Here is a 26,608-nt window from a genome sequence, read left to right on the forward strand (position 1 = left end):
ATAAACTCATTTACAGAATGTTTGCTGTCATAAAACGCCAAACGCCTTTTGATAAGAACTATTTAGCAGCGGCCTGAATTTTTTTTTGGTAGTCTCTTTATCTTAGAATACGCAATGACGACCTTTTTAACAAAGACGCCCCAAACAAAGTCACCGCTGGCGCAAGTAACTGGTAAAATGCAAGATCCCCGGAGCACAGGCCCCGGGGATCTTTTATATACACCGGCAACGCCGGTAACGTTCATGTACATATGAAGCAGTTATACCGCCTCACGGTGGCTAATACTGCTCACGGTCCGTCGGGAAGTCCCTTCTTTTGACGTCGTGGATGTATTCCTGCGTGGCTTTGTAGATATCGTCGTACAGGTTCAGATAGCGGCGGAGGAAGCGGGGCTTGAACTCTTTGTTGATACCCAGCATATCGTGCATCACCAGCACCTGCCCGTCCACATATTTGCCGGCACCGATGCCGATCACGGGGATCGTAAGCTGCTCGGCTACCTGTTTGGCCAGCATGGCGGGTATTTTTTCCAGCACCAGTGCAAAAGCGCCTGCTTCCTGGAGCAGTTTGGCGTCCGCCAGCAGTTTGGTCGCTTCCACGTCGTCCGTGGCGCGTACGGCATAGGTGCCGAACTTGTAAATGGACTGCGGCGTGAGGCCGAGGTGGCCCATCACGGGCACGCCTGCACTAATGATCCTTTTTACGGATTCTATCACTTCTTCCCCGCCTTCGATCTTGATACCGTGCGCGCCGGTCTCTTTCATGATGCGGATCGTGGAAATGAGGGCTTCTTTGCTGTTGCCCTGGTAAGAGCCGAACGGAAGGTCCACTACCACAAAGCTCCGGCGGATGGCCCGCACTACGGAAGAAGCGTGGTAGATCATCTGGTCGAGGGTAATGGGCAGCGTGGTTTCGTGGCCTGCCATTACATTGGAGGCGGAGTCGCCTACCAGCAGGATGTCTATCCCCGCATCATCCAGTATCCTTGCCATGGAAAAATCGTAAGCGGTGAGCATGGATATTCTCTCGCCGTCGGTCTTCATTTTTTGCAGGATATGCGTGGTGATGCGTTTGATCTCTTTGTTTACAGCAGACATTGCAGATAAATTTATACCCGGCCAACCCCGGGAATCCACAAAGTTGCAACATAATTCGGATTTGACTGCATTTTTTTGATGTCAGGTAACGCTGAGCTTGCTGATCTCGTTGTAGAGGGAGCGTACAAGACCGTCCGCAAGACCTATTTTAGGCACAAATATCTCGGGGATGTCCATCCAGCGCATCACGTTCACGTAGATCTGGAGGGCGGGCACGATCACGTCTGCGCGGTCTTCACGGAGGTTGTATACGTGGATGCGTTCTTCCACGGTGAAGTTGCTGAATTCTTTATAATAATCCTTGAGCAGGTCCAGGGTGAGGGGTTTGCCTTCCTTCTTTTTGGACATGGAAAATATCTTGTTGATATTACCGCCGGACCCGATGGCCACTACGGGGCCGTATGCCCGCAATTGCTGCCGCAGGAAATCCTTCATCTGCTGCCAGTGCGATTCTTTCACCTGGTTCTGCATCAGGCGGATGGTGCCGATGTTAAAGGATTCTTTGAACACGAGGCGGTTGCCGCTGAAAAAGGTGAGCTCGGTGGAGCCGCCGCCTACGTCTATATAAAGGTAACCTTTGGTTTTATCGAGGTTTTCGGCAATGTGATTTTCGTAAATGTAGGATGCTTCTTCCTGGCCGGTGATCACTTTGATGTCCATCCCTGTTTCGTTCCTCACCCTTTCCAGTATTTCCTTCCCGTTGGCCGCGTCGCGCATGGCGGAGGTGGCGGCGGCTTTGAGGTATTTCACCTCGTACACGTCCAGCAGCAGTTTGTAGGCTTTGATGGTATTCACCAGGCTGTCCGCCCGTTTGTCTGAAATGGCGCCGGTGGAAAACACGTCGATACCTAAACGCAGGGGTACACGCACCAGGTTTACCTTGGTGAAGTCCATTTCGCCGGTAGATTTGGGAGAAGCCTCCGAAATCAGCAGACGCGCCGCATTGGATCCGATATCTATTGCTGCCAGCTTCATGCCTGTTCAGATTAACAATAACGTGTACACACTACAACAGGCTCAAAGATATTTAAAACGCTGCTGAAATCGAAACGCAATTGATCAGGAATATGACTTTTCCGCAAGGTATTTTCCTATCTCAAGCTGGGCGCGCATCTTACGGCCACTTGCATGTTTGTATGCGTTGCGCTGATCGTTGTCTATGATGCGCACTTTCACATTGCTGTTCAGCTGTATGTTGAGGATCTCTATCAGTTCCTGCCTGATGGAAGGGTCTTCTATGGCTGCTGCGGCCTCCACGCGGTGGTCCAGGTTGCGGATCATCCAGTCGGAGCTGGCGATGTATACTTTGTCCTGCCCGTTGTTGTGGAATACGAACACACGTGCATGCTCCAGGTATTCGTCTATGATGCTCACCGCTTCCATATTGCGTTTCCACTTTTTGTTCTCCGTATAGGCGCAGCAGATGCCGCGGATGATGAGTTTTACCTCCACACCGGCTTTGGCGGCGTCGTAGAGTTTAGAGATCATCTCATCGTCGGAGAGGGAGTTCATTTTCAGGATGACGGATGCCGGTTTTTTGCGGCGGGCGTTCCTGATCTCGCGGTCTATCATACGGAGGAAAAACTTCCGCATGTTATAAGGGCTTACGATCAGCGTTTTGCAGGCCTGGAGGAACTTCACGTCGTGACGCGGGCTTTCCAGGTAGGCGAATATCCGGTTGATGTCCGCCATGATGTTCCGGTTCGAGGTCAGCAGGCAATGATCGCCGTATACTTTGGCGGTCCTTTCGTTCATATTGCCGGTGCTCACGAAGCCGAACTGGGTGGTGGTGTTGCCGGTGCGTTTTTTGATCACGCAGAGTTTGGCGTGCACTTTCATGCCCGGTACGCCCAGGATCACTTTTACGCCATCTTCTTCCAGCCGTTCTTTCCATTGCAGGTTCGCTTCCTCGTCAAACCGGGCGCGCAGCTCCAGCACTACCACTACCTGTTTGCCGTTGCGCACGGCGTTGATCAGGGCGTTGATGATCTTGCTGTTCCGCGCCAGGCGGTAGGCGGTGATCTTGATGGTGGTCACTTCCGGGTCCATGGCCGCTTCGCGAAGCAGGTCTATCACGGTATCGAAAGAATGATAGGGCAGGTGCAGCATCACATCCTGTTCCTGCATCACTTTCATCACGCTGGGCGCGTTGTGGAACAGGGGATGGGTGAGTACTTTGCGGCGCATACGTTCCCGGGTGAACACCTTTTCGGGGAAGTCCATAAAGTCCTTGAAGTTATGAATGCGGCCGCCGGGTATCAGGTTGTCCTTTTTGGAAAGGCCCAGCCTGCGCATGAGGTATTCCAGCAGCAGCGGGTCTATCTGCTGGTCGTATATAAAACGGACGGGCTTGCCTTTGCGGCGCGCCTTGATGCCTTTTTCGATCTGGTGGATGATGCTGGTGGAAATGTCGTTGTCTATATCCAGCTCCGCGTCGCGGGTCACTTTGATGACCCAGGAGGAGAACTTGTCGTACCCGAAATACGAAAAGATATGCGGCAGGTTGTACCGGATCACGTCTTCCAGCAGCATGATGCTGTGCTCTCCTTCTTTGGAAGGCAGGATGAGGAAACGGCTCAGCACGGCCCTGGGCACTTCGATGAGGGCGAATTTCTGGCGGATGGAATTGTCTTCCTTCGCCAGCATCACGGCGAGATAAATGGATTTATCGCGCAGGTAGGGCATTTGCTGGATGCCTTCTATCATGAGGGGAATGATGTTCGTGCGCACTTCTTCGTTGAAGTAGTTCTGTACAAACTTCTGCTGCTCTCGGTTGAGCTGCTTTTCCGTATGGAGGGTGATCTTTTCGTGTTTCAGTTCTTCCTCGATCTCGTGCCAGATGCGGTTAAATTCAGCCTGCTGGCTGATCACGGTGCTTTGGATATCCTGCAGGATCTCGTCGGGATTTTCTTCGAGGTGCATTTTGGCGGTGCGGTTCATGATGTTGTCCATCCTTTTGAGGGTGGCCACGCGCACGCGGAAAAATTCGTCGAGGTTATTGGAAAAGATGCCGAGGAAGCGGAGCCTTTCGTAGAGGGGTACCGTGGTGTCCGCGGCTTCCTGCAATACACGGGCGTTGAAGGAGAGCCAGCTGATGTCCCTGACAATGGTCTTTCTTTTAGAGGTTACTGCTTTGCTGGTTTTCGTTGTTTTTTTCACCGGCGGTTTTTTTGTTTTTACCGGCTCTAAAGCGCTGGCGGCGGAGTCCAATTTCATATTCACGATGATTTGAGGCGCGGGCATAATACGCGGCACGCGGAAGTTATAAATTTCTCACCAACAAGGCCTTAGAGTCCGTGTTATCTTTTCATTAAATTACACAATTCCCGCCGGATTGTTTAACCCGTGGCAGTAGTAAGGCATCAGAAAGGGGAGGATCCGCACCTTTTTCTCCGGTAAGTAGTTTATGTTGTTTTCCTGGGAGCCGGCTGGTAATGTTTGTTGTACACGGGGAATCCCAGCATGCTGAGCAGGCCCAGTACGATCACCAGCAGGGTTTGGGCCACCCAGATGATCCAGCCGAAGGCGTAACCGATGGTTTGCTGGATGCCATAGAGCACGAGGGTATTTTGCACGATGATCTGGTATGCACCGATGCCGCCCTGGGTAACGATCATGCCTATACTGCCGAACGCGAGGATGGACAGGCCGGCTTTTACGCCCAGGCCCATGGTTTCAGGCAGGCAGCGGAAGGCGATGTATACCTGTGAGAAGTATAGCAGCCACATAGCCACGGTATAAAAAAGGAACCAGCCCTTTTGTTTCATTTTAAACACGGAGAAGATGCCTTCCATCACGCCGCGGATCAGTGCGCGGAGGGCAATGGCGGCTTTGGTGCGGGCAAAGCGGCGCAGCAGCCACACGAACAGCAGTACCACCCCGGCGATAATGGCCAGGATGATCAGCAGGCGGCTCACGCTGGCGTTCTGGTACATATTGTTCAGCGGGTTTGTAATATAACTTTCCACCACGCCGGCCACCACATCTACCTGCACCAGGATGGTGACGGTGATGAGGATAATGAGACAGATCAGGTCAAAACCTCTTTCCGCGATCATAGTGCCCACGAGTTTATCCACCGGGATCTTTTCGTACCGGGCCAGGATGCCGCAGCGGGTCACTTCTCCCAGGCGGGGCACGGCGAGGTTCACGAGGTAACCTATCATCACGGCAAAAAAGGTATTGAGTTTACGGGGCTGATAACCGAGCGGGAAAAAAAGCAGGCGCCAGCGCATGGCCCGTACCCAGTGACTGAGAAAACCCAGTACCGCGGCGGGCAGCAATATCCAGTAGTTCGCCCTGCGGAGGGCGTCTTTGATTTCTTCAACCTGTGAGGGGGTGAGATTTTTGGTGACCAGCCAAATCAGCAGGATGCCAATTCCCAGAAAACCGATGAACTTTAAAATGGTTTTGAGCAGTTTAGGCATTTGTTTGTGCTGATAATGGTGAACCAATCTATAATTTGTTGCCTTCTTTCGGGAATATGGCGATGGGGGTGAATTTTTTGGCTTCTTCGAAGTCCATGGTGGCATAGGAGATAATGATCACCACATCTCCCACGGCTACCAGGCGGGCTGCCGGGCCGTTCATACAGACTACCCCTGAGTTTCTTTTGCCTTTGATAACGTAGGTTTCCAGGCGTTCGCCGTTGTTCACGTTCACGACCTGCACTTTTTCATTGGCGATCAGGTTGGCCGCTTCCATCAGGTCTTCATCGATGGTGATGCTGCCTACGTAGTTCAGATTGGCTTCCGTAATAACCGCCCTGTGAATCTTGGATTTTAATACTTCGATCAACATATTTCTGGTGTAGTCCGCAAAGGTAGAGGAATTTTGATGAATACCGAGAACGGAGGGGAGTATTTGTGAATATGTTATGACAGGCTGGCTTTTTTCGTCAGTAAAACATCAGCGATCCTTCGGTCATCCTTCGGTGATCGTTCGGTCATCCTTCGGTGAAACACCCTCAAACCCGGGCTGCGACCGAACACCACCGAAGGATCACCGAAGGATGTCAGTAGCATGTCAGTAGCCTTGCCGGTCAAATGCGGCACCATGGCCGTTTGATGACTGGTTAATATCCTAGTGGTTAAGTAGGGAATGTGGTCAGGATGGCAGGAGGACTGATATTATTTTCACATGGTTTAGGTGAGCATATTGTCGATCAGGCGGATCTCTCCCAGTTTGGCGGCTATTAACATCACCATTTGGCCGGAAGGGAGCGGTTTATCCAGTAACTGCAAATCGTCCGCATTGGCGATCTCCACATAATCCGGCTGAAAACCAGCATCTTGCAGCTGTTTCCAGGCATTCTGCTTAATTTCCGGAAAGGGGAGCTGCTTTACATTTTCCTTTATATAAAGAAGCGTACGGCTGATCTGGGCGGCGGTTTGCCTTTCGGAGGGGCTGAGGCGCATATTCCGGCTGCTCATGGCCAAACCATCCGTTTCGCGGAGGGTAGGGCAAATGTGTAATTTTGCCGGAATTCCGGTTATTTCCAGTAACCGCTTGATAATCATACATTGCTGGAAATCTTTCTGTCCCATGAAGAGGTCATCGGGCTCCACGATGTTCAAAAGCTTGTGAACGACGATGCCGACCCCCTGGAAATGGTTGGGGCGGTAGGCGCCCTCGAGCACAGTTTCGAGGTATCCGAAGCCATAGTGGGGATGTTTGCCGTTAACACCCTCCGGGTACATCTCCTCCACGGAGGGTAGAAAAAGTATATCTGTGCCGGCCCCGCTGAGGGCGAGGATATCTTCTTTGATAGTGACCGGGTATTTCTCGAAATCCTTGGGGTCATTAAATTGTGTAGGATTCACGAAAATGCTGCTAACTACTATGTCGCACTGCGTTTTAGCTTCATTGATAAGGGAAATATGGCCCTGGTGCAGAGCACCCATGGTGGGAGCGAAGCCGATCCGTTTTCCTGCCTTTTTTTCCTGCCCTAGCGCCTCCTGTAGATCCGCTACCCGTTTGAATAGATACATAAACCTTTGCTTAAAAGGATGTTAAAAGTGACAATTTGGCCCTTTTTACCTAAATTTTTCGTAGTTTTGCAAGCCAAATTAAAAATAACTGCATTAATAATCAGCAATAAATGTCCACAAAGAAAAGAATTCTTTTTATTGCCCAGGAAATGTCGCCATACCTTGATCTGAGTGAATATGCGGCAATGGTCAATAAAATGGCGATCAAATCTAATGAGGCCGGTCTTGAAGTGAGGGTTATCATGCCAAGGTTTGGGAACATTAACGAACGGAGGCACCGGTTGCATGAAGTGGTTAGATTGTCCGGCATCAACATCGTGATAGACGGGGATGACTATCCCCTGATCATCAAGGTGGCGTCTTTGCCGAATGCGCGGCTCCAGGTGTACTTCCTGGACAACGAGGATTATTTCAAGCGGAAAGCTGTGTTTAATGACGATGACGGTACGTTTTACGACGATAACGCCGCGCGGATGGTATTTTTCTGTAAAGGAGCGCTTGAAACCGTTAAGAAATTCGGCTGGCCTCCGGACATTATCCATTGCAGCGGATGGATGACCTCCCTCATCCCCGTATACCTGAAGACGGCCTATAAAAAGGAACCGGTCTTCGCCCATTCCAGGACGGTCTATTCGATGGAGCCCAATTCCTTTAAGGAAAAACTGGGCGCCACCTTCCTGAAAAAGGCCGTGATCAGCAACCAGATCAAAGAAAAGGACCTGGAACTTTACAAAGAAGGAACCAATGCCGCCCTCAATAAAGGAGCTGCCAAATATGCGGACGCGGTGGTGCTTACCAGCGATAAAGCAGATAAAAAGATCGTGGATGAACTGAAGACCGAGAAAGGCAAAATTATTCTCCCCTTCAAAAAAGACAACGAAGACCTGGCAGATTACATCCAGCTTTATCACCAGCTGTTAGGCGCTAAATAAGACTGGGAATCAAAAAATGAAAAGTTAAAACTGTAACGTGTTCATCGTTTCCTGCGTTTAACTTTTTATTTTTAGTTTTTCAACAAACCGTTCAATTCAATTACGTGAAGATCAATTTCAGGAACCTGGGCTTTGCAGCTGCTTTTTTAACTGCCCTTTATGCTTTTTCCGGATGTAATGAAGCTACCGTACTCGGTAAGGACCTCATCCCCGGCGCTGATAAGGTGATAGTAAAAGATACGACCATTAATACGCTGATCACCCATAATATCGCCAACATCGATTCCAGCATCTTCACCGGGCAGGACAACTTTGTGGGCGCGCTGGGCAGTTTCAGCGACCCTCTCTTTGGCAAAAGCCATGGCTTCCTGTACACACAGGTAGGCCTTCCCAAGGCGGAATTCACCTTCGAAGGCACCGGCTGGACGGTGGACTCAGTGGTACTGTATATCGGCTGCGATACCGTATGGTACGGCGAAAATGCTCCGCAGAACCTCAGCGTGTACAGGATGAACGAGCCAACCTTTAAGATCGATTCCAATTACCGTTACGACCGCGCATTGTCTTACGACCCGTCCAAACAGCTGGCTTCCGCCACTGTGTACCCGGTATACCCGAAAGACTCCCTGAACATATATGGTACCAAAGTAGGCCCCCAGCTTCGTATTAAGCTGAACAACTCATTTGGCACCGAACTGTTCCAGCAGCGCGCGGACGGCGCCTTCCTGTCGGACTCCGCCTTCAACAAATGGCTGGGCGGCCTGGCCATCGTGCCGGATACCACCAGCGGAGCCAGCAAAACCATGCTGTTCACCAACCTGAACACCGGCGAGACCCGCCTGACGGTATACTATAAAAACTCAGAGAAAGATTCCATCATTGCGAACTTCCCGTTTGTGCCCAACCCGGGCGTAGGCGGCAGCGCGCATGCGAACTACTTCAGCCGCAACTACACCGGCACGGAAGTGGCGAACAATATCAATACAAACAGGCCCGGCGGGGACAACCTGCTGTATCTCCAGGAAGCGCCCGGCATCTATGCACAGCTGCAGCTGCCTGAGATAGAGAACATCCCGAAAGCCGTAATCAATAAAGCCGAACTGGTGATCACCGAGATCAACAGCGGCAGCAGCGGCAGGGACGACCTGTTCACCGAACCGGACCGCCTCTTCCTGATGCGTTATATCACGCACGACAGCCTTGGATTTCTTATAGACTACGGAAACCCCTCGCAGCCTGACCTGGCGTATTTCGGCGGTAATAAAACTGTCATTAGTGAGGTAGGGCCCTATAAAGTTGTCCAATATAAGTTTAATATTGCACGGCATTTGCAGTTCATCCTGGACAAAAAACTGGAGAACTCGGTGCTGAAACTCGAAGCTTTATCCAGCCGTTACCCGATAGACATGAGAAGATTGAAAGCAGGCGGCGGCAATGCCACGCCACCGGCTAATGTGAAGCTAAGGATCATTTACACTCAACTATAATCATAGAATTCATCTTTTATGCCTTATTTATTTACCTCAGAATCCGTGTCCGAGGGACATCCGGACAAAGTGGCCGACCAGATTTCAGACGCCCTTATCGATAACTTCCTTGCCTACGATCTTACCTCCAAGGTAGCATGCGAAACGCTTGTAACCACCGGCCAGGTAGTACTCGCCGGAGAAGTGAAATCAGATGCATATTTAGACGTACAGGACATTGCCCGTGAAGTGATCCGCCGTATTGGTTATACCAAAAGCGAGTACATGTTCGAGGCGAATTCCTGCGGCATTTTCTCCGCTATTCACGAACAGTCACCAGACATCAACCAGGGTGTTGAACGCAAAAGCCCCGAAGAGCAGGGTGCCGGCGACCAGGGTATGATGTTCGGTTATGCCACGAAAGAAACGGAAAACTTCATGCCGCTGGCGCTGGACCTGGCACACAAACTCCTCATCGAGCTGGCTGCCCTCCGCCGCGAAAATAAAGACATCCAATATCTGCGCCCCGATGCAAAATCACAGGTGACCATCGAATATTCCGATGACAACCAGCCCATCCGCATCGATACCATCGTGATCTCCACACAGCACGACGATTTCGAAAGCGAACAGGCTATGCTGGCCAAGATCAAGCAGGACATGATCGACATCCTGATCCCCCGCGTGAAAAAAGGCCTGAAACCTGAGCTGCAGAGCCTCTTTACAGACAAGATCACTTATCATATCAACCCGACCGGCAAGTTCGTGATCGGCGGCCCTCACGGCGATACCGGCCTCACCGGCCGCAAGATCATCGTGGATACCTACGGTGGTAAAGGCGCGCACGGCGGCGGTGCATTCTCCGGTAAAGATCCTTCCAAAGTGGACCGTTCCGCTGCATACGCTACCCGTCACATCGCCAAAAACCTGGTAGCTGCCGGTGTTGCGGACGAAGTACTGGTACAGGTTTCCTACGCTATCGGCGTGGCCAAACCCTGCGGCGTGTTCGTGGACACCTACGGTACCGCGAAAGTAGGCCTGAAAGATGGTGAGATCGCCCGCAAAGTGGAAGAGATCTTCGATCTCCGCCCTTACGCTATCGAGCAGCGCCTGAAACTGCGCAACCCGATGTACGGCGAAACCGCTGCTTACGGTCATATGGGCCGCGAAAGCAAAACGGTGACCAAAGTATTCAACGCAGGTAAAAAGAACGAAAAGAAAGTGGACGTGGAACTGTTTACCTGGGAGAAACTGGACTACGTAGATAAAGTGAAGGCAGCCTTCGGCTTGTAATACGGAACTTTAAAGATAAAAAGCCGGCAGGAAGCGTATGTTCCCTGCCGGTTTTGTTTTGGTATCATCAATTAAGCTTTAACTTTCACCCCAAGGAATTCCTGATACTATGGGCATCGCTAAAAATCTCTACTACAAGGGCGTGCGGCTTGTTAATTTATCCTTGCTGAAAAGCCTGACCCCACAGCGTTTGCTGTTACCTTACCATCACCTCGTTTCGGATGTGGATGTGCCGCATATCAAACACCTGTACCCCTACAAAGGCCTGGCGGCATTCAAAAAAGACCTTGATTACCTGCGTAAATATTTTAAACCGGTGACCTTGCAGGACGTGATCGGAAATATCCGCCGTCAAACGCCGTTGCCCGAACACAGCTTCCTGCTTACGTTCGACGACGGCCTGCGGGAGGTACATGAAACGATTGCACCGCTGCTGTACCGGGAAGGGATCCCGGCGGTGTTTTTCCTGAACAGCGCTTTTGTGGACAACAAAACACTGTTTTACAAATTCGGCGTAAGCCTGCTGACGGAAGCCCTGCTCACGAAACAATACAGCGCGGCCACGCTAAAGGCGCTGGGAGAAACGCTGGCCGTGCCTGCTGCCGGCAAACAGCAGCTGATCGACGCCATAAAAAGCATTACTTATGCCAACCGCGCGATGGTCCGGGCGGCGGCGGCAGTGCTGGAGATATCGCTGGAGGAGTACCTGGCGGAGAAAAGACCCTTTATGACCTCGGAGGAGATCAGCGGGCTGGCAGGGCAGGGGTTTGCCCTGGGCGGGCATAGTGTGGATCATCCGTATTATACGGGGCTTACGCTGGAGGAAATGATCCGGCAGACGGTGGAGTCGGTGGATTTTGTGACGGAACGGTTCAGGCTGGATTACCGGGCATTTGCGTTCCCGCATAGCGACGCGGGGGTGCCGCAGGCATTTTTTGACCGGTTGCTGGAGCGCCAGGCTCCGGCGCTGGATGTAATGTTCGGGACCAATAATCAGCGGCGGGAGATCTATCCGCAGATCCTGCACCGGTTCAATTGCGAGCGCCCTTCTATTGCTGTTGAATCCGCTGTGAAAGGCATTCTGGCGTTAAATTCACTGCAGGAGGTACGCGGTAAATCCGTCATCCGGCGTGACTGAGACCTTTTTTCTCTAATATATTAATACAGAAATACGTTAAAACATCGGTTCGTTCTTTTATTTGGAGGTTACGATTTTATGCATTAAATTTATTAATAAATGATCAGATAATTTATATGTGTTTTTTACTGAAAACACTATAATTAGTAGCATTTATGTGTTATTTTTGTAAGGATTAACGGAGAACAGGTGGGCTTTGTATTAGGAAAAGGTATTATTTAGAATCTGTAAAATTTAACCTTTAGTGAAAAACCGAACTATTGTAAAGGCATTTAACCGTGTCTTTCTATCCGCCTTACTATTCTCTTATTCCTGCCTATGTTTTGCGCAAGGCGATCAAAAAGCTATCCAAGTAAAGGTTAATGCCACCGGAACTACCGGTGCGTGGCTCCATCTTCCCGCCGATTACAACAGTACGACCGAAAAATATCCCCTTATAATATTTATTCATGGCGTTGGCGAAGGCGGGACGGATGTGAACAAAGTGTTGGCACAGGGTCTTCCGAAGGCGATAGCCCGGGGGGCGAAAATGGAGTTTACGGTAGGCGGCAAATTGTACAAATTTATTGTTGTATCCCCGCAGATCGCAGGAGGCTGGGCCAGTGAGGCCATGATCCAGAATGTGATGAACGACGTGAAGGCGAAATACCGTGTGGATGAAACCAGGGTATATCTGACTGGCTTGAGCGCGGGCGGTTACGGTACCTGGAATTATGTAGCCTCCGGCAAAGAATATGCAGACAATGTAGCCGCGATAGTGCCCGTTTCCCCGGCGGCCATCGCGGTAAATAAGCTGGATAATTTCTGTAACACGGTAGTTGCAGCCAATGTACCCGTGTGGCAGTTTTCCGGCGGCACCAGCGGAGATGCTTCTTTCCGCGGCAACATGGAGAAATTCGAAACCAGGTATAACAGCTGTAACCCTACTGTAAAAGCTATTTCTACCGTGATCGCAGGCGGCGGCCATGATGCCAATACCTGGGACAAGGCGTACGATGCAACGCATACGTACAATAATCCGAATATTTACGAGTGGATGCTGCAGTTCAAAAAGGGAGGCGTAACGCCGCCCCCGGCTGCCAATAAGCCCCCTGTAGCCAATGCCGGCACGAACGTTACCGTTACCTTACCGGTTAGTTCCGTGAGCCTGAACGGCAGCGCATCCGCCGATTCCGACGGGAATATTTCAGCTTACAGATGGGCGCAGGTGTCCGGCCCTGCCACCAGCACCATCAGCCCCAATACCGCGGCAAGAGCAACGGCATCCGGTCTTACGGTGGCCGGTACCTATGTGTTTGAACTGACCGTGACCGATAACTACAATGCAACCGCCAAAGCAAGAGTAACAGCAGTGGTGCAGGCGGCGGCAATACCGCCCCCGGTTGTAAATTTTGTCAGCAATAATATCAGCGTTACAGCTCCCGTAACGGCGGTCACGCTCGACGGCTCCCGGTCTTCCGCGCCCAGCAGTACGATCTCCAGCTACGAATGGGAAAAGGTCTCCGGCCCCACGGGCGGCGCCATCAGCTCACCCACAGCTGCAAAAACAAACATCACCAACCCGGCTGTCGGGAATTACGTATACAGTCTTACCGTTACCAATGCCGCGGGCATTTCCAGCTCAGGCACCGTAAACGTGGTGGTAGCCAATACACCGCCGCCCGCCGGCGGCTGCCATTGCAGTCATACCATTACCCCCGGCCCTGACGGCGGTATTTACAGCGACGGCAGCAAATACAATATCCAGCCGGGAGACACTATCTGTGTACCCGCCGGCAAATATCCCTACGCGCAATTCTTTAATTACTCCGGCACCGCTGAAAAGCCCCTGGTGTTCATCAACTGCGGCGGCATCGTTCAGATCGGCGACGGCGGTAAATACGGTCTTATCTTCAACCAGTGTAAGTTCTTTAAAGTAACCGGCTCCGGCACGGCGGACAAATACGGTTTTGTGGTAGACGGAAGGCCGAATGCCATCCCTTTGAATGCGGGCCTTTCCATGGGTAAAGGATGTACCGATTATGAAGCGGAAAGGATCGAGGTGTCCGGCGCATCCGCGGGCCTGCTTTGTAAAGTGAACCCGGACTGCGACCCCGCTACCCATTACCCGAATTTTAAGATCCGCAACGTAAGCCTGCACGATCTGTATGTGCATGATATCGGCGGCGAAGGTTTATATATCGGTCATACGCTGCCTAACCCGGGAGAAGTGACCTGTACGGACGGCAGCGTGATCATGGCGGCGCCCCCGCGCATCTACAACCTGAAGATCTACAATGTGACCACCCGCAATACAGGCTGGGACGGCATCCAGGTAGCCAGCGCACCGGAAGGCGTGGAGATCTACAACAATGATATCTACAACTACGGAACGGTGAACAAGGGCAGCCAGCAGGCGGGTATTATTATGGGCGGCGCATCCAGCGGCCTGATCTACAACAACAAAGTTGAAAAAGGCACCGGCAGCGGCATCCAGATATTCGGCTCAGGCCTTACCAAAGTATATGACAACATCGTGATAGACGCCGGATGGGATGGCGGCACCGTGGGCCAGGATGCTATTTTCGCGGATGACAGGCCTATTACCGACGGATATGTGCCCCTCCAGGTGGAGATCATCAATAACACCATTATAAATGCCAGGAGACACGGCGTCATGATCCTTAGCTCGAAAGGCACAACAGGCAAGAACAACATCGTATATAACAACCTGATCACGAAAGTTGGTTCCCCGATGACGGGAGACAGGGCTTACATCAATATCATGACCGGGGTTGATAATAAAACATCGAACAACGTGCTGCTGACGGACATTGCCGCGGCGGAATACAAAAACGTGGCAGGTGGCGATTACAGCCTCCTGGCCGGTTCCCAGGCTATAGACAAGGGCATTGATGCGAGAAGTTTTGGCGTGAACCTGGACTTTGACGGCAATGCAAGACCCTTCAACAATGTATTCGATGCGGGCGCATTTGAATATACAGGCGGCACTGCCGTGAATAAACCTCCCGTGGCGAAAGCAGGGAGCGACATCACTATTACGCTACCTGTCACCACCGCATCGCTGGACGGCAGCACCTCCACCGACGCGGATGGAACGATCAAATCATATAACTGGGCGAAGATCAGCGGGGGAAACGGAACCATAACATCCCCAAACGCCTCCAAGACAGACGTAACCGGCCTCGCCGCCGGTACTTACGTGTTTGAGCTGACCGTTACAGACGATAAAGACGCTTTTTCCCAGGACCGTATAACCGTAACCGTGAATCCGGCAGCCAACAAGCTGCCGGTGGCTAAGGCCGGCAACGATATTACCATCACCCTTCCCGCAAACGTTGTGGAGGTGAATGCCAATGCATCCACGGATGAAGACGGTACCATCCAGTCCTATAACTGGGCAAAGATCAGCGGCCCCGCCGCGACGATCGTTTCGGCCGGTTCAGCTATCACTGTTATCAACGGGCTGGTAGCCGGAACGTATGTGTTTGAATTAACGGTGACGGACGATAAAAACGCTACGGCAAAAGACCGGATCACCATTACGGTGAACCCGGCGGGCAATAAACCGCCCGTGGCCAAAGCGGGAAACGACATTACGCTCACCCTGCCTACGGACATTGCTGAGGTGAACGGCAATGCCTCCACCGATGAAGACGGCACCATCCAGTCCTATCAGTGGGCGAAGATCAGCGGCCCCGCGGCCAATATCGTATCGCCCGGCTCGGCCATCACGATCATTAACCATCTTTCAGCAGGCACGTATGTGTTTGAACTGACCGTGACGGACGACAAGAACATTACCGCAAAAGACCAGGTGACCATCATCGTGAACCCGGCGGCCAACAAACCGCCTGTGGCTGAAGCGGGGGATGACATCGTGATCACGCTGCCAACCGACGCCGTTGACCTGGACGGCCGTTCGTCCATCGATGAAGACGGTACTATCCGTTCTTATAGCTGGGCGAAGATCAGCGGTCCCGCCGCCAATATCGTATCGCCTGCCTCCTCGCTTACCACTGTCAACCATCTTTCAGCCGGCACGTATGTGTTTGAACTGACGGTGACAGACGATAAAAATACTACCGCAAAAGACCGCATTACCGTTACGGTGAACCCGTCGGAGAACATACCGCCGGTGGCCCGGGCGGGGAGTGATATTACCGTCACTCTTCCGGCCAACAGCGCTGAGCTGAACGGCAGTGAGTCCACCGATGAAGATGGAACAGTCAATACCTACAGCTGGACAAAGATCAGCGGGCCGGACGTGAGCATTGCCACGCCTGCCGCGGCAGTGAGCTCCATCAGCGGTCTTGAAGCCGGGGTATATGTATTCGAGCTGAGAGTGACAGACGACAAGGGCGCTACCGCCACGGACCAGGTGACCGTTATTGTTAACGCCGCGGACAACAAATCTCCTATAGCCCGGGCGGGGGACGATATCACCATCAAACTGCCGGTAAATTCCGTACAGCTCAATGGTACTGCCTCCACCGATGAAGACGGGACTATCAATGCATACAGCTGGGCAAAGATCAGCGGCCCCGCCGCCACGATCACGAATGCCAATGTTTCCTCCACCTTAGTGAACGGTTTGACGGCCGGTACTTATGTATTTGAACTGACGGTGAGGGATGATAAAAATGCTTCTTCCAAAGACAGGGTAACCGTTACGGTACAATCCGTGGACAATAAACTGCCCGTAGCCAATGCAGGCAGCGACATCACCATCAGGCTGCCGGAAAACACGGCGGATCTGAATGGCGCTGCTTCCCGTGACGAGGACGGCACGGTCGTTTCCTATCATTGGGAAAAAATAAGCGGCCCCGCCGCGAGCATTGCAACGCCTGGCGCTGCCGGCACGGCTATCAATGACCTGGTGGCCGGCACCTATGTGTTTGAACTGACGGTGACAGATAATGATAACGCTACGGCAAAGGACAGGGTAACGGTGAACGTACTGGAAGCTAACGAACCTGTGAATGAGGCGCCCATAGCCAATGCAGGGCCAGACAGGGAGGTGAATGCGGTAGATGAGGAATTTACGCTCGATGGCTCCGCTTCGAGGGACGTGGACGGCAGTATCGAAAGATACCAGTGGGAATATGTCTCCGGCAACCAGGGCATCATCATCCTTTCACCCAGCAGCGTTACTACAAAAGTGCGTATGGGCCTTGCCGGCGGTGTGCATGAATTCAGGCTGACCGTAACGGACAATAAGGGGCAGACCGCTTCCGATCTTGTAAGGATCACGGTATTGAGAGATTCAGTACCGCCCGCTCATGATATTGTCTCTATCTCACTATATCCGAATCCAGCTACTGACTTTATCCAGCTTAAACTGAATGATCCTTTGCCTGATAATGTGGTGGTAAATATCTTTAATACTTCCGGGAGGCTGGAACAAAGCATGCCCTTCAAAAAGGGAGATCTGATCCAGCAACCCATCGATATCAGCCGCCTCGCAAAAGGGTTTTACCTACTCCAGATCACGAACGGCAAAGACCTGAAAGAGGTCAGGAAATTTGTGAAACAATAACCTGACGCGAATTATTTACGCGTGTACTGGAGGAGCCATTCATACACATTAAGGCCGTTTGGCCTGTAGCTGGGATTGTAAATATCCTTAAAGCAGCAATGTTTGTTGCCATGAATGGTAACCCTCGCCAGCCCGGGTTTGTATTTATTGACACTGTCCGTATACTTCTGCGCGGTCTCCATAAAGTGAGGCTCGTGCTCGCCGGCCAGGAACCATACCGGTACGTTCGCATCCGCGATCAGTTTAAATTGCTGAACGTTTTTGTCTTCCAGTGAAGTAGGGGATAATGATACGATCGCGGCGATGCGTTTGGACAGCGCCGGTTTCTCCGTGATCGTCATCAGGGATACCCAGCCGCCCGCGCTATAGCCGGTAAGATATACGCGGGAAGGGTCTACACGGTACCTTTTCATTACATCATTCAGTACATTCTCCACTTCCCAGGGACGCAGGCCGAAGCTTTGCGATTGCGGCATCACTATAATAAACTTGTATAGTTTTTTATCCACGGGGTTCCTGCTGTCCAGTTTTACGCCTTTGTCCAGCCAGTAAGGCAGGCCGTCTATGATCAGTTTGCTGAGGTCGGTACCCGCTTTGCTTTTGCCGTGGAATACCAGCAGCAACGGATATTTTGCATTTCCCGTATTATAATCGTCAGGCAGCTGCACAAGCGCGCCTACCTTGTTGCCCCGTGCGGATACCGGCACCTGGGTCTTGTCCATATTCTTTTGAGCAAAAGCAGCTATCGCCGTGCCCAATAAAAGGCAGGCCGTGAAGGCAGTAAGTGTACATTTCATTCTCTGAATTTTAAGTTTCTGAATTGTTCTCCGGCAATGCTTACTTCAGCAGGAGTACATCTTCCAGCGGTACGCCGATCATCTCTTCGATCTCGAGCTTGGTAACATTCAGTTCTTTTTCCAGTATTCTCTGTTTGGCCATTTGTTCATTATACAGCTTGTTGGCAGTGCTGTATTCCTGGTAGGAGATGCTGCCGGTTGAGAATTTTTCTTCCAGCGTTTCAAAAGCAGTCTTATCGTCCAGCGTCATTTCGCTTTGCATTTTCAGTAGTTCTCTTTTGGAGATATATTCTTCGTACAGGGACAATACCTGTCTTTTCAGCAGGCGTGCCTGTCCGCTCTGATTCTCGGTGGCGATGTCTTTATTCCTTTTGGCGATCTTTACGTCCTGCGCTTTGCCGGTGAAAGAACCCAAAGGCACGTTGATGCCAATGTTCCATAAAGGATAATAAATATTGTTCAGGTCGGGATTATTCCTGCGCGCGCTTCCCGTAGTCACATCGTTGATATTTACGGTAGCCGTAACGTAGTTCAGCCAGTTGGAATTGGCTTTGGTCACTTCATACCTGGTTTTATCTTTTTCGTATCCGGCTATCTTCATGGCGGGATTTTGAAGGGCCAGTTCCACCAAACGGTTCCTTATCATTGAATCTGGTTGGGGCTGGGACTGCGTGGCGGTTTTGGTTTGCGCAAACAATCCTGATGAAAGCAATACGATGCAGAATAAAATGAAAGTGTGTTTCATACTGAGTTTGATTTATATTTTTTTCGGTTCTGGTTCTTTGTCAAATGTTTTAAGCTTAATCAGGACGGCCATCATAGCATAAAAGAAAAAGCACCCGGGCAGCTGACCGACGGCCACCTGGGCATAGTTCGCAATAATATATCCGTATAACGCAGCCAGGATGGCCAGGTATAATGCTTTAATCTCCTTCGAATGAGTCCGGTAATAATTCCGTATGCCGGTCCATAATACCACGAAGTACATCGCGCAGGTGAGGGCCAGCCCCAGCCAGCCAAGTTCCAGTGCGGTGTGCAGGTACCCGCTGTCCGGCGGGAAACCGGCCAGGTAATGCGCAGGGTTGTACCGCAGGCCCATCACGCCTGAAGTGGCAGGGCCGCCGCCCAGCGGATGCCGTATAATGTAAGGTTGTATCCTTTGCCGGTTCACCTCCCGGACGTTGTATGATCCATCTTCGGAGAAAAGGAAAGTAGTCCTTACACGGTTGATAGTGCCGTTGTGAAAAGGCCCGAAGAGAACCACCATAAACACCATGATGGAAAAGATCGCGAATGCAAGCGTCTTTTTGCTGGTGATGGTCATCAGGATAAAGATGATAATGCCCGCGGGCAGCATGGCATTGGCCGTGCGTGTACCGGAATAGGCCATGCTGAGGACCATCGGCACGATGATCAGGATCAGCAACCAGCGTTGTTTACGCGTGATATGCCCCATCATGATCACCAGCGCAAGGATGATCGCATCCGCCATCAGCATACCGAAAGCGGTAGGGTCCGACAGGAAGGAGAACTTTCGCATGGAGCCTGCCTGGAAATATAGTTTATACCGTTGCGGGTCATAATTCACCCACCGTTCCTCAAAGCCCAGCAGGCCGTGCCATTCCTGGAAGCAGCCGTATACGCCCGCGAAGAAACAGAGTAAAAGCCAGAGTTTGATGAACTCTTTTACCACCGCAAGGCTGTCAAATACATGCAGGGCAATATAGAAGATGAACAGGAAGTTCAGGTTTTTCCTGAATATAAAAAACCAGCCTGCGGTAGAATGCATGGAAGGGTTGAAAACTTCTACCAGCAGGTACGCCAGTGTGAGAAAGAAAAATACGGTAATGGCATTTTTGGAATGCAGCCAGTACTTTGCCTTCATGATCGTTTTCTTCAGGTAGATACCGATGAACGTCAGCAGTATCATGGCATCCACGGCTACACCCACCGGCAGGGCATCATTCAGCATCCTGTTCACATAAAAAACAAAAAACGCCACGATGACCGTGAGATAAAATCCCAGCCTTGTATGCAGCAAACAAACGAAAGCGACCGTGCCGCCAATAAGCCCGGCAATGATCAGGAATCCCAGCTTCTCATCTATTTTGGCTACCGCGAACGCTATCACGCCGGCTACGAGGCCCAGCAGACAGTATCCCAGTACTGAGTTCAGCTTCCTGTCCGCTATCTGCCGTTTCAGCATGTTGGCAAAACTATGGAAGATGCCTGTTTTTTTATTGATGGAAGAATAGTTCAATGTTTCGCTGCTTTAGAAAAATAACATTTTGAGAAAAAGCGCCAGCATGGTAAACGCTGCAAATGCAGTGACCATGATCTCGAGTATGCTGTCGTTGCTGAATCTTTTATCTGACATTATTTAGCGGTTTAGTTTTTTTCAAAGCCTGGAAATGCGCCGTCATTTTACCGAGGCTGGTTTCCCAGGTATGCGTCAGTGCAAATTCCTTACGGGCCTTTCTCATGTCGCTTTCAGGATCTTCCGCCAATGCTTTTTCGATATTGGTCACATAATCCTCTTTGGTCACGCATTGGTAGATGTACCCGTCGAACAGTTTCATGGCCAGCGTTTTGGTTACTACCACCGGCTTTTCCAGTACCAGGTATTCATCCAGTTTACGGGGATAGTTGCCGATGGTCATACCGTTCACCAGCTGGGGGTTCAGGCATACGTCGAAGAACTGGATGAACTGCGGCACCCTTACTTCGGTGGTGTTTCCCAGGAAGTGTACGTTGGGCATATGATGCAGCCTGCTCTTTTTGAAAGTGCTGTCTTCAGGGCCTACGAGTACGATGCTCCAGTCGGGACGTTCGGTCGCGATATGCTCCAGTATCTTTATATCCAGGCGTGATACGATCAGCGCTCCCATATAACCGATGATGGGCCCTTTGATATGCGCCATCTCTTCGGGCATAGTGAAGGGCGTGGAAGGGAAAAAGCGCTCGAAGTCGCAGCCTTGCAGGATGTTGTATGTTTCAGGATTGTATTTGCGGCCATAATCCTCCAGGTAATCGGAGTTGGTCACCACCATGGTAGCTTTGCGCATCAGGGAAGGTTCCAGGCGTTTGCCATGCCTTACAAAGAAGGGGTGGGTAGCGATGTTGTCCCGGCTGTAGTAGATACAATCCTTAACCGCCGGCAGCAGTTCGATCAGGTACTGGCCGCGGTAGAATTCGTTGTCGTTGAACAGCAGCACGTCTTTAAAACCGAGCCTTTCCATGGCTTTGTTGATCTCGCGCGCCAGCCGTTTGTTGTTTATTTTATTTACAAAATCAAATACGGGCGCCAGGGGGATCCAGTTTACGGATTCCAGCATAGTACGGGGATCCAGGGTCCAGAAGCTGTTGCCGATCTGCGTGATATCGTCCGTTTCTTTGTTCAGGCTTTTAAGACGTGTTTGTACTTTGGGGTCGTTTTTGGAACGAATAAGGGTGATCCTGTCCAGCGCGCGGTTCACATACAGCACGCGGTTGTAGGCGGATAATTCTTTCGCCACATTTTTGCAGTTACTGCCGATGGCAATATCCCAGGGTTGTAAACCCACTACAAGAACATCTCTGCCTTTAATCATCTTGCTTTCCATTTTAATAGAATTTTATGTTGTAAAACTGACATGATATCGGGGTAAAAAAGTATCATGTGCCTGAAAGTATTGCTAAGGCTGCTGCCTATTTTTTTATAGAGTATTACCTGTGTGATGATGAAACAGATACCGTAGGAGGTCATGGTGCCATAAGCGGCGCCCATCAGGCCGAACCGCCTGGTAAACCCCCAGCAGATAAAAATGTTGCAGATGGCCGTGATGGTGGTCACCGCGAAATTCGTTTTGGGCAGCCCGATGGAATCCATGATGGTGCCGAATTGTTTGATAAACGGGAGAAACAGCCCGTACAGGATGGTGATCTGCAATATAGGCGCCGCCTCTTCATAAGCAGGCCCTGCGATGATAAACAGCACGAGCTTGGGCAGCAGCAGGATAAATATACTCACCGGCACGCCGATGGCCAGTACGGCGCCCACCGCCTTTTCGTAATAGAACCGCACTTTTTCCATATTGCCGGCTTCCATCATCTGCGCGCTTTTCGGGAACAGGATATCCGCCAATACCTGCGAAGGCACATCCACGAGATTGGAAATGCGCAGGCATACCCCGTATAACGCGACGGAGGCGGTGGACAGGTAAGAAGAAATAACGAACTGGTCCGTATTGCGGAACACGGAGGCGCTGATGTTCGTCCCAAACACATAACGGCCGAACATCCAGAGTTTTTTCGTCCAGGCCATATCTATCTTTAAGTGGCCGGTCAGGAATTTCTTTGCAAAATACCCTGAAACGAAAGCGCCGCAGAGGATGCCGGCATTGTAATAAAGCACCAGCATGATCAGCGTTATATGCAGGTGAAGGACCAGGCTGATGATAATAAGCCCGAAAGAAACGCCCTGGCGGGTGAGGTAGGCCCAGAAGATACCTTTAAAATCCGCATTGGCATTCTGCACCCATTCAAAATGAGAGAAAGGTATCAGCAGCAGCAGGCCCGGCAGGAAATAATACATTACTTCCGCCAGCGACGGCGCATTCAGGAAGTTGCTCACCGGCGCGATGAACAATATGATCAGCAGGGCCAGGGAAAGCGTGGTAATGGCATTGAGCGTAAAGGAAGCCGAATGGATATGCGTGTGTGCTTCTTTGCCGGTGGTGTTGAGGTATTTGATCACTGCATTTTTGATCAGGGAATGCCTGATCACCTCGATGATGGCGGTGTACACAAGGAAGAGGTTCCAGGTGCCCATATCGGACTTGGAAAGGGTACGGGTCAGGATCAGGATGCTACCAACGCCGAATAGCAGCACAGCCGCCTTTTGAAGGCCGCTATAGATGCCGGATCGGAGCCAGTAGGTATATTTTTGATCGCTCATTGCTGTTGTTCAGTTCGACAGTTATGCATTTTGTACAGCCAGTGTTTTCCCGTTACCAGCGGGTTTTTCCAGGCTGTATAACCACCATGCGCCGTAGTGCATGGCAATATTATAGATCATGATAGGTATTATAATGGCCGCGGCGAGGCAGATGACCAGCAGCACCGGTACATTGGTAACGCCCAGCCCTTTCATCAGCACCAGTCTCACCGCGGAAGCTACCAATACATGTGAAACGTAGATGTACAGGGAATGGAACCCTACCACCCGCAGCATCCTGAGCGCGTTGTACCGTTGCAGCAGGAAAGCGATGCAGGCCATAAAGGCGCAGCCGCTCACGGCAATAACGGCAAAGAGGACCGGCTGCCAGGCTTCAACGTACAGGTTGTCATTCACTTCCAGGTTTTTGGTCAGGAAATAAAACTGCCCGGCAACAAAGACCGGCAACAGCAACAGGAACGTTTTCCAGGATGCGAAGCGGCTGAAATTGCCTTGGTCCAGTATCCTGGCGGACAGCAGGTCGCCCAGCGCAAAGAAGATATAATAATGCAGGATGTCGTATACAAATCCAAGGTCTATCGACTTCTGGGTCACATAACTGGAGACAAGGTACATTCCTGCGCCCAGTAGCAGCTGCTGCCAGATGCCGAGTTTCAGTTTCTCCCGGGTGAGCATATACAGCACGGTGACATTAAACAGCGCGTACAGGTACCAGAACTGGTCTATACGGCGCGGGAAAAACAGGATATAGGCATAATCCGCGGCATGCCTGTCCGCATTCACATATTTACTCAGCACCAGTTGCAACGTCACCTGCAAAATGGACCAGACGAAATAAGGGTACAGCAGGATGCTGAACTTGTTCGCGATCAATTTTCCAACCGGCCTTTTGGCAAGGCTTTTCCCGATGAATATACCGGACAGGATAAAAAACAAGGGCATCCTGAAGCTGTAAAATATGATATTGGCATGCTCCAGGTAGCTATATTCAGCTGTGGGGAGGCCGGTCCGGGAAATGCCCTCGAAAATATGCCGGTACAGCACGAGGATGATGGCTATACCACGTGTATAGTCCACCCAGGCCAGCCGGTTATTTTTAAGCATATCAGTATTGATGAGTTTGATTCCCATAACCGTTCTACATGTCAATATTTTCCTTGTTCACACAATTCAGCACGGCGCCGGTAAACTTACCATTGAGGCTTTGCAGGAACATGAAGGATTCTTTGTCAGTCTGTTTGATGGTGGATTTGGCGGATACTACGGAGATCATGGTATCGGCAAAACTCATCAGTTCCTTGCTGTCTGAGCGTACGTTCAGCGCAGCGCCCTCCATCAGGATATAATCATATTTTTCCTTGAGGGCGGACAGGTTGTTGAGCAGGTTCACATCACCCAGTACTTCGGCGGGCGTATAATCGCCGCCCTGGCAACCGATGATATCCACGTTGCTGATACCTGTTTCGGTAATGATCGTTTTTACTTTGGCATATCCGAAGTCTTTGCTGGAAGAAGAAAAACTCTCCAGTTCGGGTTTGGCTTCAAATTCCCGGGTAAGGGTATTGTTCACAAAGTTGGTATCGATGATCAGGACCTTTTTCTGGCTTTTGCTCAGGCTGTGCGCGAGGGCTTTGATGATGGTGGATTTACCTTCCCTGGGGCGGGCGCTGGTAAAGAGGTATACCTGGTGTTTGCCGTTCTCGATCTCGAAACGCAGCTTGCGCAGGTGCTCGCGGAAAGTGACGTTGGCGTCTTTTTTCTTCTTCGTCTCTCCATCAAATATATCATCGATGGTAGCGCGTTTCAGGTTTACTTTATTGACCACGCCCAGCAGTTTCAGTTCGATCGTTTTCAGGAACATAGACGGTGTTTTGATAGACACATCAATGTATTCCAGGAAAATGATGGCGATACAGCAGAAGATGAACATGCTCAGGCCCGCAAGGGCGAGGATGATCAGTCTTTTGGAACCTTCCGGCTCGGCGGAGGGCTGCCCGAAAAGGATCTGCCTGAAGTTGTCCAGCGGCACGATCGTGTTGTTCATCACCGCGTCGTACCGGGATTTGATGTTCTCATATTCGGATTGCGCGAGGCTTACTTCTTTCTGTAAAGCCTGGTTTGTGGCGCTCCTTGAAGCGGCGGCACCCACGCCGTAGTTCAGCGTGCGTATCTTTTGCTCGTAAGTTTCGATATTCTGGCGGGATGTACCGATCTGCAGTTCCAGTTCTCTTTGTTTCTGCTGAACGTCCGCCTTGGTGATAGTGCCGGCGGGAGCGGAGGTGCTGGCCAGGCTGGCCAGTTTGTCCCTGTAGGCTGCTTTTATCTTAAGATATTTGTTATACAACTCCTGGTCGTTGGACCCTTTGTTGATGTATTCCTGGTTGGCTTCATTCATCTGCGCCCGCAGCTTGCTGATCTCGGTGCCGGCGGCAGTCACGGCGCTGGCGGACTGGGCATTGGTACGGTCCATATCGGCCAGTTGCCTGTTCACCTGCTGAAGGGAGAGGGTAGCGCTGTTCAGCGTATTCTGTTCTTCGGTCATGCGGCTTTCGAAGATGCTGATCTGCTCCAGTTTGCTGGTGCTTTCCACCGCCACGTCCACACCGCCCATCGTGCGGAGGTTGTTGATCTTTTCGTCCAGGTCGGCTTTTTTCTGGCCTACCAGTTTTTCCATGGTCTGGATGGACTGTACGTTCTGCTGGGAGCGGGAAGATTCATTGCTTCTCATGAACTCGGAGCATACCTGGTTCACCATGTAAGCGGATAGTTCCGGGTGTTCGGACCAGAACTGGATGTCTATAAAGTCCGTTTTCTGAATACGGTTCACGGAAAGCATTTTGCGGGTGCTTTCCAGGTCGTATTTGTACAGCTTCATCAGCTCCTGTACTTTCCGCTCCTGCGGATCAAAGGAACTGAGCAGCTTTTCATTGATGTATTTGCCCTTTAAGATATTAATGGCCGACGCGGTGTTGATGGCCTGGTAGGCAGCGGTGGCCTTATCTTCGGCACTCAGTTTCCTGAAGGCCTTATCGGGTGTTTCCAGGTCGTGCAGCATCAGGTTATAGGTGACCATGCTCAATACCTTGGTGGAACGCAACGCTTCCATAACGTTGCTGAACTTCACATCTATTTCATAGATATTGAAGTTCTCGTCTTTCAACTTTACCTGATCGCTCGTTGTAAAACCTGTTGCAATCTGCGCAGCTGAGCGGTATAGTTTTTCCTGGTCAAAAGTGAGCAGAAATGCTATTACCACAGCCATTGCACTGCTGATAATAATCAGCCATTTCCTGCGCATTAATGAGTTAAACAAATAAATCAGATCCATATTGAAGGATTCTTTAAAGTATAAAATATTTTAACTTAAAGAACACTAAAAAATCCGGTGGTTAGCCGGATTTTTTAGTGGCCGGATTAAC

Annotated in this window: 18 protein-coding genes; 5 read left to right on the forward strand and 13 right to left on the reverse strand. The window is 50.9% G+C overall.

Annotation, left to right across the window (positions count from 1 at the left end; genetic code table 11):
- Positions 1-279: 279 nt before the first annotated feature.
- The 6 genes from panB to panC all read right to left on the reverse strand — a co-directional run bounded on the left by panB (position 280) and on the right by panC (position 7,088).
- Complete coding sequence (gene panB / locus EG028_RS25755) at positions 280-1,098, reverse strand: 3-methyl-2-oxobutanoate hydroxymethyltransferase (RefSeq protein WP_120516003.1); 819 nt, start codon at positions 1,096-1,098, stop codon at positions 280-282.
- Between the two features lie 81 nt (positions 1,099-1,179).
- Positions 1,180-2,073, reverse strand: coding sequence for a Ppx/GppA phosphatase family protein (locus EG028_RS25760; protein ID WP_120516002.1), 894 nt, complete (start codon positions 2,071-2,073; stop codon positions 1,180-1,182).
- Positions 2,074-2,157: 84 nt separating this feature from the next.
- Complete coding sequence (ppk1, locus tag EG028_RS25765) at positions 2,158-4,314, reverse strand: polyphosphate kinase 1 (RefSeq protein WP_120516033.1); 2,157 nt, start codon at positions 4,312-4,314, stop codon at positions 2,158-2,160.
- A 188-nt stretch (positions 4,315-4,502) separates the two neighbouring features.
- Positions 4,503-5,525, reverse strand: a complete 1,023-nt coding sequence (locus EG028_RS25770) for a lysylphosphatidylglycerol synthase transmembrane domain-containing protein (protein WP_162946380.1) — start codon at positions 5,523-5,525, stop codon at positions 4,503-4,505.
- 28 nt (positions 5,526-5,553) lie between these two features.
- A complete protein-coding gene (gene panD, locus EG028_RS25775; protein WP_120516000.1) occupies positions 5,554-5,898 on the reverse strand; it encodes an aspartate 1-decarboxylase in 345 nt (114 codons plus the stop codon).
- Between the two features lie 344 nt (positions 5,899-6,242).
- The gene (gene panC, locus EG028_RS25780; RefSeq protein ID WP_120515999.1) at positions 6,243-7,088 is read right to left on the reverse strand and encodes a pantoate--beta-alanine ligase; all 846 of its coding nucleotides are present in this window, start codon (positions 7,086-7,088) and stop codon (positions 6,243-6,245) included.
- Positions 7,089-7,198: 110 nt separating this feature from the next.
- Here panC and EG028_RS25785 point away from each other — a divergent pair, with 110 nt between their 5' ends.
- From EG028_RS25785 to EG028_RS25805, 5 genes are all read left to right on the forward strand, one after another.
- Positions 7,199-8,020 carry a glycogen/starch synthase gene (locus tag EG028_RS25785; protein WP_120515998.1) on the forward strand — a complete coding sequence of 274 codons (822 nt, stop codon included), beginning with the start codon at positions 7,199-7,201 and terminating at the stop codon, positions 8,018-8,020.
- 104 nt (positions 8,021-8,124) lie between these two features.
- Entirely contained in the window at positions 8,125-9,507 is a 1,383-nt protein-coding gene (locus tag EG028_RS25790; protein WP_120515997.1) for a DUF4270 domain-containing protein, read from the forward strand.
- An 18-nt stretch (positions 9,508-9,525) separates the two neighbouring features.
- Positions 9,526-10,779 (forward strand): methionine adenosyltransferase, encoded by a 1,254-nt coding sequence (metK, locus tag EG028_RS25795; protein ID WP_120515996.1) that lies wholly within the window; start codon positions 9,526-9,528, stop codon positions 10,777-10,779.
- A 109-nt stretch (positions 10,780-10,888) separates the two neighbouring features.
- Positions 10,889-11,917, forward strand: coding sequence for a polysaccharide deacetylase family protein (locus tag EG028_RS25800; RefSeq protein WP_120515995.1), 1,029 nt, complete (start codon positions 10,889-10,891; stop codon positions 11,915-11,917).
- A 475-nt stretch (positions 11,918-12,392) separates the two neighbouring features.
- The gene (locus tag EG028_RS25805; protein ID WP_120515994.1) at positions 12,393-17,456 is read left to right on the forward strand and encodes a PKD domain-containing protein; all 5,064 of its coding nucleotides are present in this window, start codon (positions 12,393-12,395) and stop codon (positions 17,454-17,456) included.
- An 11-nt stretch (positions 17,457-17,467) separates the two neighbouring features.
- Here the strand turns inward: EG028_RS25805 and EG028_RS25810 are convergent, their stop codons facing one another.
- From EG028_RS25810 to EG028_RS25840, 7 genes are all read right to left on the reverse strand, one after another.
- Entirely contained in the window at positions 17,468-18,253 is a 786-nt protein-coding gene (locus EG028_RS25810) for a carboxylesterase family protein (protein WP_120515993.1), read from the reverse strand.
- A 40-nt stretch (positions 18,254-18,293) separates the two neighbouring features.
- On the reverse strand, positions 18,294-18,998 hold the full coding sequence (locus EG028_RS25815; protein ID WP_120515992.1) for a TolC family protein: 705 nt from the start codon (positions 18,996-18,998) through the stop codon (positions 18,294-18,296).
- Positions 18,999-19,010: 12 nt separating this feature from the next.
- Complete coding sequence (locus EG028_RS25820; protein WP_120515991.1) at positions 19,011-20,513, reverse strand: O-antigen ligase family protein; 1,503 nt, start codon at positions 20,511-20,513, stop codon at positions 19,011-19,013.
- Between the two features lie 106 nt (positions 20,514-20,619).
- A complete protein-coding gene (locus tag EG028_RS25825; RefSeq protein ID WP_120515990.1) occupies positions 20,620-21,855 on the reverse strand; it encodes a glycosyltransferase in 1,236 nt (411 codons plus the stop codon).
- The gene (locus tag EG028_RS25830) at positions 21,840-23,189 is read right to left on the reverse strand and encodes a flippase (RefSeq protein WP_120515989.1); all 1,350 of its coding nucleotides are present in this window, start codon (positions 23,187-23,189) and stop codon (positions 21,840-21,842) included. The genes EG028_RS25825 and EG028_RS25830 overlap by 16 nt, the downstream gene beginning before the upstream one ends.
- Positions 23,190-23,210: 21 nt before the next feature.
- Positions 23,211-24,293 (reverse strand): acyltransferase family protein, encoded by a 1,083-nt coding sequence (locus tag EG028_RS25835; RefSeq protein ID WP_162946378.1) that lies wholly within the window; start codon positions 24,291-24,293, stop codon positions 23,211-23,213.
- Between the two features lie 34 nt (positions 24,294-24,327).
- Positions 24,328-26,517, reverse strand: coding sequence for an exopolysaccharide transport family protein (locus EG028_RS25840; protein WP_120515987.1), 2,190 nt, complete (start codon positions 26,515-26,517; stop codon positions 24,328-24,330).
- Between the last annotated feature and the right edge of the window lie 91 nt (positions 26,518-26,608).

This window comes from Chitinophaga barathri, assembly GCF_003807585.1.
In the GTDB taxonomy this organism is placed as follows: domain Bacteria; phylum Bacteroidota; class Bacteroidia; order Chitinophagales; family Chitinophagaceae; genus Chitinophaga; species Chitinophaga barathri.

What these genes read in the sequence shown, in the direction of transcription:
- panB (WP_120516003.1), bottom strand. Translation starts at nt 1,098, where the DNA reads ATGTCTGCTGTAAACAAAGAGATCAAACGCATCACCACGCATATCCTG.
- EG028_RS25760 (WP_120516002.1), bottom strand. Translation starts at nt 2,073, where the DNA reads ATGAAGCTGGCAGCAATAGATATCGGATCCAATGCGGCGCGTCTGCTG.
- ppk1 (WP_120516033.1), bottom strand. Translation starts at nt 4,314, where the DNA reads ATGAAATTGGACTCCGCCGCCAGCGCTTTAGAGCCGGTAAAAACAAAA.
- EG028_RS25770 (WP_162946380.1), bottom strand. Translation starts at nt 5,525, where the DNA reads ATGCCTAAACTGCTCAAAACCATTTTAAAGTTCATCGGTTTTCTGGGA.
- panD (WP_120516000.1), bottom strand. Translation starts at nt 5,898, where the DNA reads ATGTTGATCGAAGTATTAAAATCCAAGATTCACAGGGCGGTTATTACG.
- panC (WP_120515999.1), bottom strand. Translation starts at nt 7,088, where the DNA reads ATGTATCTATTCAAACGGGTAGCGGATCTACAGGAGGCGCTAGGGCAG.
- EG028_RS25785 (WP_120515998.1), top strand. Translation starts at nt 7,199, where the DNA reads ATGTCCACAAAGAAAAGAATTCTTTTTATTGCCCAGGAAATGTCGCCA.
- metK (WP_120515996.1), top strand. Translation starts at nt 9,526, where the DNA reads ATGCCTTATTTATTTACCTCAGAATCCGTGTCCGAGGGACATCCGGAC.
- EG028_RS25800 (WP_120515995.1), top strand. Translation starts at nt 10,889, where the DNA reads ATGGGCATCGCTAAAAATCTCTACTACAAGGGCGTGCGGCTTGTTAAT.
- EG028_RS25810 (WP_120515993.1), bottom strand. Translation starts at nt 18,253, where the DNA reads ATGAAATGTACACTTACTGCCTTCACGGCCTGCCTTTTATTGGGCACG.
- EG028_RS25815 (WP_120515992.1), bottom strand. Translation starts at nt 18,998, where the DNA reads ATGAAACACACTTTCATTTTATTCTGCATCGTATTGCTTTCATCAGGA.
- EG028_RS25825 (WP_120515990.1), bottom strand. Translation starts at nt 21,855, where the DNA reads ATGGAAAGCAAGATGATTAAAGGCAGAGATGTTCTTGTAGTGGGTTTA.
- EG028_RS25830 (WP_120515989.1), bottom strand. Translation starts at nt 23,189, where the DNA reads ATGAGCGATCAAAAATATACCTACTGGCTCCGATCCGGCATCTATAGC.
- EG028_RS25835 (WP_162946378.1), bottom strand. Translation starts at nt 24,293, where the DNA reads ATGCTTAAAAATAACCGGCTGGCCTGGGTGGACTATACACGTGGTATA.
- EG028_RS25840 (WP_120515987.1), bottom strand. Translation starts at nt 26,517, where the DNA reads ATGGATCTGATTTATTTGTTTAACTCATTAATGCGCAGGAAATGGCTG.